Raw genomic sequence first — 12,848 nt, forward strand, 5'->3', positions numbered from 1 at the left:
CCGGTGCTCGCGGTACGCCGGCATCGGTCGGGACCTTTCTCGTCTGTCGATTCGGCGGGTGGTCGCGCGTCGGAGGGGTGTACGGCCCGAACACGGGCCGCGCCGACGAACGAAGGACATGCCATGACCACGACTCGAACCGACGACTCGGCCGCCATCGCGCAGATCTTGGCCGATCAGTACAAGGCCTGGGCGGCGGGGGACGCCGACGCTTTCGTCGCGGACTACGCCGAGGACGCCACGGTGATCATGCCGGGGACGTATCGGCGCAGCCGGGCGGAGATCCGAGAGGGTATGGCGGACAGTTTCGCAACCGTTCTCGCGAACTCGACCGTCACCGACGACATCGGAGATATCCGGTTCCTCGGCGCCGACCACGCCGTTGCGGTCAGCAAGGCCGCGATCCTGTTCGCCGGCGAAACCGAGGTACCCGCCGACCGGTACGTCAACGCGACCTGGGTGCTGCACCGGCGCGACGGCAGGTGGACGGTCGCCGCGTATCACAACAGCCCCGCGGTGGCCCGTTAGCGGCTCGCGACTCACCCGAATCGCTCACCGCTGCGCCCGCACACTCCGAAATGTCGATGCCACGAGCAATGTCAGCACCGCGATCCCCGCTGCCGCGGCGAAGGCGGTCGTGATGCCGGAGGCCAGCACATGCACGGCCGATCCCGACGCGGCCCGCACAGCGGTGCCGAATACCGTGACCAGTACCGCCAGCCCCAGCGCCGCACCGGTCTGCTGCAAGGTCTGCAGCGCACCGCCGGCGGCACCGGCCTCCTCGGGCGCCACATTCGCCATGATGATCACGTTCAGCGGCGAAAACGCCAGGCCGATACCGCATCCCATCAACACGGTCGCCACCGCGAGCAGCGGAAAGTAACCGGTATCGGTGTCGAGCAAGGTGAGCAGGACCAGCCCGGCGATCATCGCGGACGTCCCCACCAGCGTCACCGGCTTGGGACCGAAACGGGGCAGCAAGCGGGGAATCAGCCGGATCATGGTGAACATCGTCACCGCGGTCGGCAGGAAGGCGAAACCTGTTGCCAGCGCGCTCATTCCCCGCACTTCCTGCAGATACTGGGTGAGGAAGAAGAACATCGAGGTGCCCGCCATCGGGCCGAGGAACATATTCGCGTAGGCGGCGGCGCGATTGCGGTCGGCGAACAGATGCAGGGGCAGCAGCGGTTGCGCGGCACGGCGTTCGATCAGCAGGAACGCCACCAGTGCGAGCACGCCGGCCGTCAGCGACAGATCGGTCGTCACATCGTCCCAGCCGTGCGCCGCGGCGCTGATGAAGCCGTAGACCAGTGCGGCCACCGCGCCCGTGGCGGTCACCGCGCCGGGGAGGTCGAGGTGGGCGCGACGGCGCGGCGCGTCGGGCAGGTACCGCACCGCGAGCAGTGCCACCACCAGCCCGAACGGCACGTTGATGAACAGCACCGAGCGCCAGCTCAGCCATTGGGTCAGCAGGCCGCCCAGGATGAGCCCGATCGCGAATCCCGCGCTGGACATTCCGGAGAACAGGGCGAGCACCCGGACCCGCATCTTCGGATCGGCGAATGTGGTGGTGAGCAGGGCGAGGGTATTCGGTCCGGCCATCGCGCCGCCCAGGCCCTGCACGATGCGAGCGACGATCAGCCAGGCGGCCGATGGCGCCAGGCCGCCGCCGAGCGAGGCGAGGGTGAAGAGCACGGTTCCGAGGATGAACACGCGCCGGCGTCCGAACAGGTCACCGGCCCGGCCGCCGAGCAGCAACAGCCCGCCGAAGACCAGCGTGTAGGCGTTCATCACCCAGGACAGGCCGGTGGCGCTGAAGTGCAGATCGTGCTGGATGCGCGGCAGCGCCACATTCATGACGGTGATGTCGAGCACGATCATCAACTGGCAGGTCAGCAGCGTGACCAGCACGAGGCCGGAGCGCAGCCGCCCGGGCGGTGCGCCGGCCTGCGTGGAAGGGGAAATCGTGGAGGTAGTCAAGGAGGCTCCATCGGATGCGGAACTAAACGGAGAATGTCTCCGTTTCCAATGGAGATAGCATATGGAGAAGTTCTCCGGTTACGCAAGACTAAGCGGAGAGTTCGTCCGTTTCCACTGGAGGAATCGTGAGCGCACCGTCGACACAGGGGTCCGGGCGCGCGGCGCCGCCGCGGCCGATGCGCGCGGATGCGCGGCGCAACTACGAGCGCATACTCGAATGCGCGCGGGAGGCGTTCGCCGAACACGGTCCCGAGGCGCCCCTCGACGAGGTGGCGCGCCGCGCCGCCGTGGGGCCGGGCACCCTCTACCGGCACTTTCCCAACCGCGACGCGCTCATCGAGGCCGTCTATCGATCGAGCATCGAGGCGTTGGCCGAACTCGCCGCCGAACTGACCGAAACCCTCTCCCCGCTCGACGCCCTGGAGCAGTGGTTCCGAGCCCAGGTGCGGTTCGTCATGGACAAGCGCAGTCTGGCGGTGACTCTCAAGGCCGCCATCGACCGCGGCTCGCAGACCTTCACGCTGTGTTCGAAGCTGATCACCGACGCCGCGACCTCGGTCCTGCAACCGGCCCAGGAGGCCGGGTTGGTCCGCCCGGAAATCGAACCGCGGGATCTGTTGCGCCTGGGCCACGGCATCGGCGTCGCGTGCGAGACGTCACCCGACGCGGCCGAACGGCTGATCACGGTCACCCTGGCCGGGCTGCGCACCACCGGCTGAGCCGATATTCGATTGCCCGCCGCGACCGGGGGCCGTAGCCTCGCTCCGTTTTCCATTCATCCATTCGGAAGGGAGTGAACACGTGCAACCACTGACCGAACGCGAGATCCGCTCGTCGTTCGTGAACTGTTCCAAGGGCGATGCCAAACGCATGCCGGTCCCCCGCGATCTCGACGCGCAACCCTGGGAGGACCTGGACTTCTTCGGCTGGAACGATCGGTCGATGCCGGGCCGCGCGTATCTGGTGACGCCGCAGGACGATCGGCTGGTCGGCGTGGCCTTGCGCTACGAGACGGGCGGATCCGGCCGGGCCCAGCTGTGCTCGATCTGCCTGACCACGCACACCGGTAGCGGCGTCTCGCTGCTCACCGCGCACAAGGCCGGCGACTCCGGCCGGCGCGGCAATTCGATCGGCATCTACATGTGCACCGATCTCGCCTGTTCGCTGTACGCGCGCAACAAGAAGCGCCCGGCGCTGGGCAACCGGTATCGCGAGGATCTGACCGACGAGGAGAAGGCCGAGCGAGTGCGCACCAATCTGCGCGCATTCATCGAGCGCCTCTACAGCTGACCGACCGGGACAGCGTCCATCCGATCGAACGGAGGTAGATGCCGTGCGCCGACACTCGAGGACCGCACCGCAGCCCTGATGCCCCGAGCCCGCGCCGCCGGACTCGGGGCTTTTTCATGTCTCCGCCCGGACCGCCTCACGCCGGCGCCGACACCAGATATCGCTGCACCGTCGGACCGATCTCCGCGACGATCTCCTCGGCCGTCAGCGCCACCACCGGCGGCAGGCGCAGCACATAGCGGCACACCGCCAGTCCCAGAATCTGCGTGACCACCAGCCCGGCTCGCCGCGGCGCGTCCGCGGGATCGCCGACGCGGGTCACCATCGGCATCAGTTGTTCGGCGAAGACACGTTGAAACCGTTGCGCCACAGTCGCGTCCGACACCGATGAGCGCAACAGGGTCAGCAGCAGTTCGTTACTCGGTGGCTTCTCCCAGAGTTCCAGGAAGCGTCGCGCGACCGTCTCGCCGAGCTCGTCCTCGGCCACCGCCGCCAGATCCGGGAGGCCGAGATCGACGTCGAGCGCCGCGTCGAACAGGCCGCCCTTGTTGCCGTAGTACCGCATCACCATCGACGGATCGATGCCGGCGTCGGCGGCGATGGCCCGAATGGTCGCCTTGGCGAATCCCTCACGGGCGAAATGCCGGCGAGCCGCCTCCAGAATCGCCGCGCGAGTGGCGTCCGAGCGACGCGGCGCAGTGTCTTCACTCATGCCCACAACCGTAGGCCAACAACTGTTGACTTTCCAGTGCGAACAGTCCTACATTCGATGCCAACAGCCGTTGGCCAACATACGTTGGCAAACCTGAGGGAGTAGTCATGAGCAGCACCGTTCCCGCCACCGCCGCGGTCGTCATCGTGGGCGCCGGCCCCGCCGGGCTCACCGCCGCGATCGCCCTCGCCGATGCCGGCGCCGATGTGGTTCTGCTGGATCGGCTGGCCGCCGGGGCGAACACGTCCCGCGCCGCGGTCGTCCACGCCCGGACCCTGGAGGTCCTCGAGGAATTCGGCATCGCCGCGGCCCTGCACGACCGCGGCCTGGAGGTGCCGCGTTTCGTCATGTACGAAGGCGCCGATCGGCTGACCACCATCGGCTTCTCCGATCTGCCGACAGCGTTCCCCTACACGCTGATGATCGGTCAGGAGACGACCGAGGCGGTCCTGCTCGACCGGTTGCACCGGGCGGGTGGAACGGTGCTGCGCCCCGTCGAGGTCACCGCGGTGCTACCGGGCGAGGAGGCGGTGACCGTCGAATTCACCGATGCCACAGGGAAATCCGGGTCGATCCGGGCGCAGTACGTGATCGGGGCGGACGGGATGCACAGCCGGGTCCGCGAGGCGGCGGGCATCGGATTCACCGGCGCCACCTACCCGGAATCGTTCGTCCTCGCGGATGTGCGGATGGACTGGCCCGCGCCGCGCGACGAAGTATCCCTGCACGTCTCGCCGGAGGGCATCATCGTGGTCGCACCTCTGCCGGACGCCGAGCACGACCGTTTCCGCATCGTCGCCACCGTCGCCGAAGCACCCGAACATCCCAGCCGCGCCCAGGTGCAAGCGCTGCTGGATGCCCGCTGCCCGGGCGCCACGGTGCGAGAGGTGCTGTGGGGCTCACGTTTCCGCGTGCACCATCGGGTCGCCGACCGGTACCGCGCCGGGCGGATTCTGCTGGCCGGAGACGCCGCGCACGTGCACAGCCCGGCCGGTGGGCAGGGAATGAACACCGGCATTCAGGATGCGGCCCTGCTGGGCACGCTGCTGGCCCGAGTGCTGAGCGGTGAACCCGACGCGCTGCTCGACGAGTACGAGCGCACCCGCCGCCCGGTCGCGCTGGACGTCGTCGCCTTCACCGATCGCATGACCCGGATGGCGACCCTGCGTCCGCGACCGGCCCGCATGCTGCGCAACACCGCGATCCGCCTCGTCACCCGCGTTCCGGCGGTGCGTACGGCGCTGGCCTACCGGCTCGCCGAACTCGCCAACCGGTGACCGGCGCTCAGGCGCAGGTCAATCCGAACTCCGCGGTCGCGGTCCGGCCGGCCACCACATCGACCTTCTTGGCGGTGTCGGTGGCCAACCGGCATCCCATCGGCACCGACGTCACCTGGACCTGATAGCAATCGGCGGCCACATCCTGGTGGGCCTTGCCGTCGCGGCCGGTGGTCAGCGTCGCCAGCACCGAACCGGCCTGACAGGTGGTGATGCCCGCGGCGAGTCCGGCGGCGGCGTACTTCTCGGGACCGTGAGTGGCCACCACCTCGATCGTGCCGTTGCTGCCGTGGTCGGCCGCCGCGGGCGCGGACGCGGGCGCCGAGGTAGCTGTCGTCGCGTGGTCGGCCCCGGCGGAACAGGCGAGCGCGGGCAGTACAGCGGCACACAGCGTCATCGCGAACAGTATGCGGCGCACCTGGTCTCCTCTCACCGGACGGATGTCGCTCTCACTGTAGGCGACCGACCCGTCCGGACCGTCGCACGATCGCGGCGATCCGGCATCCGATTCGGTCCCGGTGAGCGGGACCGGCTTCGGCGAATCGCGAGTGTCGCGCGGTAGACGGAACTACCGTCGTCGCAGCCGAACGCAGTTCCCCGAAAGGATCCGGCATGAAATTGATGTACGCCCTCTGGGGGCCGGATCTCGCGGACATCCTGCACGCACCGGACTTCCACCGGCGGCTGGCCGCCGCGGGAGCGACCGAACTGCAGGTCAACATCGGCGATGCCGACGTCGCCGCCGCGCAGCTGCGGGTGAGCACCTACGACGAACCGGTCGCCGCGATCGTCGGCGTCTGGAGTGAAGGGCAGAACGGGCCGATCACCGATGTGCTCAGCGGTGTCTCCGCGCGGATCAACGGCTGGATCGTGGAGGAACGCGAACCGCTCACCACCGCGCGGCCCCCGGACGGCACCCGCTACGACGCGCTCGCCAATATCGCGCTGCTGCGGATTCCGAAGGAGCTGAGCCGCGCCGAATGGCTGCACAATTGGCAGGATCGGCATACGACCGTGGCCATCGAAACCCAGGCCACCTTCGGTTATGTGCAGAACACCGTGGTCGCCGCGGTCACTCCGGGCCCGCGGGTGGACGCGCTGGTCGAGGAACTGTTCCCGATGGACGCGATGACCGACCAGCACGCATTCTGGGGCAGCGGAGGTGACGACGCGGAGTTGCAGCGCCGGGCCGGTCGCATGATGGCCAGCGTCGCGACCTTCGGCGCCGACCGCGATCTCGACGTCATTCCGACCAGCAGGTATCGCTACGACCTGACCGCCTCCTAGCGGATCAGAGCAGCCCCGCCTCACGCATCAGCGCCTCGACCTTGTCCGGATCGAGTTCGCTCGGATTCACGTGCGGCGGGTCCAGCGAATCCAGCGGCGGCAGCGCCGGATCGGCGGGTACACCGGCGGCCACCGGATACTCCATGGCCGCACCACCGCTGAGCAGACGCTGCCCGTCCGCGGCCGTGACGAATCGCACGAACCGCTGTGCGTCAGCGGCGTGCCGGCTCGACTTCAGCACCCCCGCACCGGACAGCGAGAGGTATCCGCCCGGGTCGCCGCCGCGGAAATAATGCGGCACCGAGGGACCGGTGATCCGCTCGGGCGCGAGCTGAGCGCGGTACCAGTCGGTGGCGAGGACCAGCGCACCGCCGGCCCCTCCCGCGCCGACCGTCCTCAGTGCGGCGAAACCGTTCGGCGCGACGGACGCGTTGTCCTTCACCCCCTGCAGCCACGCGCGCGTGGCGTTCTCGCCGTCGAGTTCCAGCAACGCCGCGACGATCGCCTGGAAATCCGCGCCGTGCGGATCGGCGGTCCAGCGGCCGTGCCACTGCGGCTGTTGCAGGTCCAGCAATCCGGCGGGCGGCTCGCCGGCCGGAATCGCAGCGGGATGGAAGACGAAAGTCGTTGCGCGCGCCGAGATTCCGGTCCAGTGACCGGAATTCGGGCGGAACCGTTCGGGCACCTGCGCGAGGGTGGCGGGGTCTAGGTCGGCGAACAGCCCGGCGCGTTCCATCCGGGCCATGGCCGGTGAATTCTCGGTGAGAACCACATCGGCGGGCGATCGGTCCCCCTCGGCCAGCACCTGGTCGGCGACTTCGGCATCGGCGCCGTCGCGCAGCGCCACCCGGATCCCGGTCTGCTCGGTGAACGCGTCGGCCCACTGCCGGGTCAGGCGCTGATCGTGCGCGTTGTAGACCACGATCTCCGGCTCGTCCGCCGACGCCGAACAGGCGGTGACCATCGCCGAGGCGGCCAGCGCCACCACGCCGAGCACGAGTTTCCACCGACGTTCGTGCTGCTGCGCCGTTGCCATGAACCGTCCTTCCGATGGAAATCGCGCCGAGTCGACCGGCTAGCCAACCTACCCGGTGAGGTCGCGACACGACACGCGGTATGGCGTCGGTCTGGGTAGGGTCGGCCGTGGATCGGAACCGACCACCCACGAGGGAGCGACGATGACCTGTTGCGGGCCCAATCGCCGGCGGCTGCTCGCGACGCTGGCCGCCGCGGCCGCCGCACCGCTCGTGCTTCCGGGTTCGGCTCGGGCACAGGCGAATTCACTGCAAGCGACCGATCTCGAGGTGGTCACGATCACCGACACGTCGGCGATCATCACCTGGACGACCCTGGCCGCCGACGGCTCGGGAGCACCGGTGCCGGTCGATGCGGGCACCGAAATCCGGTTGGCTCCCGCGGATTCCACCGGCCCCGCCCGGGCGGTTGCCGTGCCGGGCGCCGATCGGACGCCGTATCACTACGCCCAGATCGACGGTCTGGAACCGGGGCGGCGGTATCGATTCGAGGCGTGGTCGGACGGCGCGCGGGCGGTACCGGCGCCGGAGCTGGTCACCCATGTGCCGGGCGCACCCGAATGCACCGGCGAATTCACCACTCTGGTGGCTCCCCCGGGCCGGCTGCTGCGCACCCTCGCGCTCTGCAACGACGTCCACATCGGCGAGGAGACCAGCGGCATCATCGCCGCCGGCCTGCCACCGGGCGTGCGGCAGGAACCGGGACTGCCGCCGTACCCCGAGGTCATGCTGGCGGCATTGCTCGACGATCTCCGCCGGCCGGATCGTGGCGCCGACCATCTGATCCTGGCCGGCGATCTGACCGCGGAAGCCACCGCCGAGCAGACCCGGACGGTACGAAACCGGCTGGACGCCTGGGGAATCGAGGGGCGCGACTGGTTCGCCGCGCGCGGCAATCACGACCGGCCGCATACCGGCGCCGACTACGCCGCCTGTCCCGCGGTGACCGCGGATCATTACGACTGCTGGGGCGAATCATTCCTTCCCCCGGCGCAATTCACCGAACACCGGCTCGGCGGATTGCGGCTGATCGGACTCGACACCACCGAACTCGACGGATCCGGCGGCAGTATCGGTCCCGAGCAATTCGATCGACTGCGGGAATCGCTGCACCGCGATCCCGATCGGCCGACAATCGTCTTCGGACATCATCCGGTGACCGCGGAATCGGGGCTGACCAATCTCGCCGGGCCGAATTTCGTGCTGAATCGATCGGACGCGCTCACCCTGCAGCAGCTGTATCAATCGACGCCGGGGGTGTTCTTCCACCACGCGGGCCACACCCACCGCAATCGCCGCACCAGCCCCGACATCCCGCTCCGAGTGGAATTCCTGGAAGTGGGGGCGGTGAAGGAGTATCCGGGCGGCTACACGCTGCTGCGCCTCTACGAGGGCGGCTACATGGCCAATTTCTACAAAACCCGCACGGCGGACGCGCGGCGGTGGAGCACCCGCAGCCGGGCCGAATATCTCGGCCTGATGCCCGAATACACCCTGGGCAGCACCGCCGATCGCAACCATGTTGTCCTCGGTGATCTTTCGGGACTGTCCTGAATCACCGATTCGGCGACTCCGGACCGCAGCGTGGGAGCGAACGGGCAAATACACTCGGCGGTATGGCCGCACCTCGCCCGCTTCCGCTGGACCCCATCGAAGAGGCCCACCGCCAGTGGACCTCGCACGGCTGGGGCGATGTCGCCGACGGGATGGCGGCGGTGACCTCGCTGGTGCGTGCCCAGCAGATCGTGATGGCCCGGGTGGACGAGGCGCTGCGCCCGTCCGGACTGACCTTCTCCCGCTACGAGCTGCTGACGCTGCTCAGCTTCAGCAAGACCGGGGCCCTGCCGATGGCGACGGCCAGCGCCCGGCTGCAGGTCCACCCGACGAGTGTCACCAATACCGTCGACCGGCTCGAAGCCGCGCAACTGGTCAAACGAGTACCACACCCCAGCGACCGCCGGGCAACCCTGATCGAGATCACGGCCGCGGGGCGTGATCTGGCGGCGGCGGCCACCCGGGAATTGAACGACAAGGTCTTCGCCCGGCCTGGCCTGCCTCCGGAGCGTCTCCACCTCCTGCTGCAGTTGCTGGCGGAATTCCGGCGTGAGGCGGGTGACTTCGACAGCGGCGACACGCCGACTCGCTGGGCCTGACGACCGGGTTACCAGCATTCCGGCAGCGACATCCCGGGCCGCTGCCTTCCCATCGGCGGCCGAAAGGTTCACCATGGACGCCATGGTGCTGGTCCTGGGCGTGTCGGCGGGCGCTGGTGGCGCGCGCGCCATGCTCACCCACTCCGATCAGCCCCATCTGCCGCCGATCGACCGCTGCGTGGTCGCCCGCCGGGCGGGCGCCGGGGTCGAGGAGCCGGTCTTCCGGGCCATCGACGCGATGCGGGCATCCGCCGCCGACCGCGACGAATTCGTCACCGGCATCGCCGTCACCTCGCGGTGCGCCCTGCACGCCGAGGCCATCCGGGCCGCGGCCGGACGCAGCCGGCTCACCATCATCGACGAACCGCCGGCCCAGCTGCGCTATCTGCGGTTCAGCGGACAGCTGCCCGACGAGGGCACGGTGTTGCTCTACGACCTCGGCAGCTCCGGGCTCACCCTCACCGAGGCCGATTGCCGCACCCAGGCAATCCTGGCCGCCAAGCGCAGCACACTGCTGGGCGGCGACGGCCACGACGCCCTGCTGCGCTGGCACCTCGCCCACGGCGGTGTCGAGATCGACAATGCCGCCGGGCGCGAATACAAGGAACAGCTCAGCGCCCTGCGGGTGGTGACGGTCGGCGATCCCCGTTCGGGTACGCGAATCGTCGTGACGCGCAGCGACTTCCACGATCTGGTCGCGGCCGGGATCCATCATTCGGTGTCGTATGTGCGGCAATTGATCGAGGAGACCGGGGTCCCGCCGCGGGCGGTGGCACTGCTGGGCGGCTGCACCCGCAGCCCGAGTATCCGGGAGTCGCTCGAGCGGCTGCTGGATCTGCCGGTGATCTACGATCCGGAGCCGGATTTCGTCTCCGCGCGCGGCGCGGTGCTGATGGCCACCGAACAACCGTCGGCGCGCCGGGTGCGCGGTATCCGCTTCACCCCGCCGCAGTGCGTATCGGCGGCCTCCTCGCCGCCGCGACCGGCGGTCTCGCGGCGCAAAGTGGTCGCGGCGCTGGCGGTGACCGCGGCCCTCGGCGCGACGGTGACAGGATTGCTGGTGACCGGGCACGATGCGGCGCCGCCCGTGCACGACGGCACACCGGCTCGTCCCGTGGAGGTCGCGGGCAGCAGTGCCGAACCCGCACCCGGGAGATAGCGGCGGATCATCCGTCGAGTTTGACGGTGGCCTTCTCGGCGTCCGTGGCCGCGGCGCACGGGTCCGGCGTGGCGCGGCGGGAGCGATTCTGCACCCAGTAGGTGACGGTCCCGGAATCGGCGGCCGACACCCCGCAGCTGCCCGGGTCCCGGGGATCGTGCCAGATCAGGCCGCCGAAACTGCCGACGACCAGATGCTCGGTGCGGTAGCCGAGCGCCGCCGCGACCTGGCCGTCGCGTAACAACGAGTCCTGCGCGAACCAGGCGTAGGTGATGTCCACGACGCCGCCGTCGGGGTAGGTGCCCTCCCAGGCACAGACGGTGGGTCCGCTCTCGCGGCGAACGGCGGTGGCGTGCACCAGATTCGCGATCTCGGCATCGGTTTCCGGACCGCAACCCTGCAGTAGTTCGTCCTCGGCCCGCACCGGCCGCTGCGCGGGCGGCGGCCCCGAGGAACATCCGGCCGCGGCGGCGATCACGGCCACCGCGACGAGGAGGCGGCGCGCCCGGCGCATCGTCGTCACCCCGCCTTCGCGAGGGTCACCGCGGCCAGCTGCCGCACGGCCGAACAGGCTTGTGCCGCAGTCGGTTGCGGCTCGTCGGCACGCCAGTCGACGAAATCCGCGGCACCGGAATCGACGGCGGCCTCACACCACTGCGGTGTGGAGAAGAGCCGGCCGGTGTGGTCGCCGATCCGCAGCGGCTCCGCGTGGGCCGCGGGATCGGTGGCGGTATGCGCGGCGATCGGGCTGGCGCGGAACCATTCGAAGGTCACCGAGGCGCCCCCGGCCGCCTCCCAGCGGCAGCGCAGCGGATTGGCCGATACCCGCTGTAACCCGGACACACCGGTTGCGGCGACGATATCGGCATCGGCGGCGGACCCGCATTCGCCGACGGCCAGTGCCTGCGCGGCGGCCGGCGCCGGGGCCGAACTCGTCGCGACCGGCGACGGCCCGGACGCGCCGCACCCCGCCACCAGCACAGCGATGGCCACGGTGATCACGGCGGCTACCCATCTCACGCCGACGAGCGTACGGGAAATTGCCGAGCCCGCGACCACTCGACGGAAGCGGCCCGGCGTCGCCACCCGTGTTCGCCTATCCGGCGAGTACGTGCGGCGACGGCCGGGCCGTCGACTGCGAGCGGTGCTCGGCTGTCGGGGTAGCGCTCAGCGGTGTTCGAAGTTCGCCGCGCGCTTCTCCACGAATGCGGTCATACCCTCGGTCTGATCCTCGGTGGCGAACAGCGAGTGGAACACCCGGCGCTCGAAACGCAGGCCCTCGGTGAGCGTGGTTTCGTAGGAGCGGTTCACGGCCTCCTTGGCGATCATCACCGACGGCAGCGACATGCCGGCGATGGTCTCGGCGACCTCGCGCGCGGTGGACAGCAGTTCCGCCGCCGGAACGACACGGGCCACGAGTCCGGCCCGTTCGGCCTCCTCGGCGTCCATGGTGCGGCCGGTGAGAATCAGGTCCATGGCCTTGGCCTTGCCGACCGCGCGGGTCAGGCGCTGCGAGCCGCCCATACCGGGGATCACGCCCAGCTTGATCTCCGGCTGGCCGAACTTCGCGGTGTCGGCGGCGATCAGGATGTCGCACATCATGGCCAGTTCACAGCCGCCGCCCAGGGCATATCCGGCCACCGCCGCGATGATCGGCTTGCGGAACGCGCCGACCCGGTCCCAGCCCTGGAAGAAGTCGGCCAGGAACATGTCCATATAGGTCTTGGACTGCATCTCCTTGATATCGGCGCCGGCGGCGAACGCCTTCTCCGACCCGGTCAGCACCACCGCGCCGATGCCCGCATCGGCCTCCACCTCGTCGAGTGCGGCGGTGATGTCGGTGAGCACCTGCGTATTCAACGCGTTGAGTGCCTTCGGCCGATTCAGGGTGATCACCGCGACGCGTCCGGTGCGCTCCAGCAGAATGGTCTCGAAGTCGGTCACTGTTTCCCTTTC

The 12,848-nt window shown here is 69.4% G+C and carries 15 protein-coding genes; 8 read left to right on the forward strand and 7 right to left on the reverse strand.

Translation table 11 applies throughout. From position 1 onward, the window contains the following. Positions 1–123: 123 nt before the first annotated feature. Positions 124–528 (forward strand): SgcJ/EcaC family oxidoreductase, encoded by a 405-nt coding sequence (locus NA3_RS00135; protein ID WP_062961557.1) that lies wholly within the window; start codon positions 124–126, stop codon positions 526–528. A gap of 24 nt (positions 529–552) precedes the next feature. Here NA3_RS00135 and NA3_RS00140 read toward each other — a convergent pair whose 3' ends face one another. Next, positions 553–1,980: an MFS transporter gene (locus NA3_RS00140; protein WP_227995365.1), complete on the reverse strand. Its 1,428-nt coding sequence runs from the start codon at positions 1,978–1,980 to the stop codon at positions 553–555. Between the two features lie 125 nt (positions 1,981–2,105). Here NA3_RS00140 and NA3_RS00145 point away from each other — a divergent pair, with 125 nt between their 5' ends. Continuing rightward, positions 2,106–2,699, forward strand: coding sequence for a TetR/AcrR family transcriptional regulator (locus tag NA3_RS00145; protein WP_227995366.1), 594 nt, complete (start codon positions 2,106–2,108; stop codon positions 2,697–2,699). A gap of 82 nt (positions 2,700–2,781) precedes the next feature. Then, entirely contained in the window at positions 2,782–3,270 is a 489-nt protein-coding gene (locus tag NA3_RS00150) for an FBP domain-containing protein (RefSeq protein ID WP_062961559.1), read from the forward strand. Positions 3,271–3,406: 136 nt separating this feature from the next. Here the strand turns inward: NA3_RS00150 and NA3_RS00155 are convergent, their stop codons facing one another. After that, positions 3,407–3,982, reverse strand: coding sequence for a TetR/AcrR family transcriptional regulator (locus tag NA3_RS00155; RefSeq protein ID WP_174561031.1), 576 nt, complete (start codon positions 3,980–3,982; stop codon positions 3,407–3,409). A gap of 107 nt (positions 3,983–4,089) precedes the next feature. Between NA3_RS00155 and NA3_RS00160 the strand changes: the two genes are divergently transcribed. Beyond that, positions 4,090–5,259: an FAD-dependent oxidoreductase gene (locus tag NA3_RS00160; protein WP_062961561.1), complete on the forward strand. Its 1,170-nt coding sequence runs from the start codon at positions 4,090–4,092 to the stop codon at positions 5,257–5,259. Between the two features lie 7 nt (positions 5,260–5,266). Here NA3_RS00160 and NA3_RS00165 read toward each other — a convergent pair whose 3' ends face one another. After that, positions 5,267–5,677: a hypothetical protein gene (locus NA3_RS00165; protein ID WP_062961562.1), complete on the reverse strand. Its 411-nt coding sequence runs from the start codon at positions 5,675–5,677 to the stop codon at positions 5,267–5,269. Between the two features lie 194 nt (positions 5,678–5,871). Here NA3_RS00165 and NA3_RS00170 point away from each other — a divergent pair, with 194 nt between their 5' ends. Next, on the forward strand, positions 5,872–6,546 hold the full coding sequence (locus tag NA3_RS00170) for a hypothetical protein (protein WP_062961563.1): 675 nt from the start codon (positions 5,872–5,874) through the stop codon (positions 6,544–6,546). Between the two features lie 4 nt (positions 6,547–6,550). On the opposite strand, the gene NA3_RS00175 is transcribed toward NA3_RS00170, so the two are convergent. Then, a complete protein-coding gene (locus tag NA3_RS00175) occupies positions 6,551–7,582 on the reverse strand; it encodes an extracellular solute-binding protein (RefSeq protein ID WP_062961564.1) in 1,032 nt (343 codons plus the stop codon). 142 nt (positions 7,583–7,724) lie between these two features. Between NA3_RS00175 and NA3_RS00180 the strand changes: the two genes are divergently transcribed. From NA3_RS00180 to NA3_RS00190, 3 genes are all read left to right on the forward strand, one after another. Then, positions 7,725–9,134 carry a metallophosphoesterase gene (locus NA3_RS00180; protein WP_062961565.1) on the forward strand — a complete coding sequence of 470 codons (1,410 nt, stop codon included), beginning with the start codon at positions 7,725–7,727 and terminating at the stop codon, positions 9,132–9,134. A gap of 62 nt (positions 9,135–9,196) precedes the next feature. Then, positions 9,197–9,733: a MarR family winged helix-turn-helix transcriptional regulator gene (locus NA3_RS00185; protein WP_062961566.1), complete on the forward strand. Its 537-nt coding sequence runs from the start codon at positions 9,197–9,199 to the stop codon at positions 9,731–9,733. A 73-nt stretch (positions 9,734–9,806) separates the two neighbouring features. Beyond that, entirely contained in the window at positions 9,807–10,892 is a 1,086-nt protein-coding gene (locus tag NA3_RS00190; protein ID WP_062961567.1) for an Hsp70 family protein, read from the forward strand. Positions 10,893–10,899: 7 nt separating this feature from the next. On the opposite strand, the gene NA3_RS00195 is transcribed toward NA3_RS00190, so the two are convergent. The 3 genes from NA3_RS00195 to NA3_RS00205 form a co-directional block, all read right to left on the reverse strand. Further along, positions 10,900–11,406, reverse strand: coding sequence for a DUF3558 family protein (locus NA3_RS00195; protein ID WP_062961568.1), 507 nt, complete (start codon positions 11,404–11,406; stop codon positions 10,900–10,902). A gap of 5 nt (positions 11,407–11,411) precedes the next feature. Beyond that, positions 11,412–11,912 carry a DUF3558 family protein gene (locus NA3_RS00200; protein ID WP_167354934.1) on the reverse strand — a complete coding sequence of 167 codons (501 nt, stop codon included), beginning with the start codon at positions 11,910–11,912 and terminating at the stop codon, positions 11,412–11,414. A 147-nt stretch (positions 11,913–12,059) separates the two neighbouring features. Next, positions 12,060–12,836: an enoyl-CoA hydratase gene (locus NA3_RS00205; protein ID WP_062961570.1), complete on the reverse strand. Its 777-nt coding sequence runs from the start codon at positions 12,834–12,836 to the stop codon at positions 12,060–12,062. Between the last annotated feature and the right edge of the window lie 12 nt (positions 12,837–12,848).

It is taken from the genome of Nocardia africana NBRC 100379 (assembly GCF_001612635.1).
Lineage (GTDB): Bacteria > Actinomycetota > Actinomycetes > Mycobacteriales > Mycobacteriaceae > Nocardia > Nocardia africana.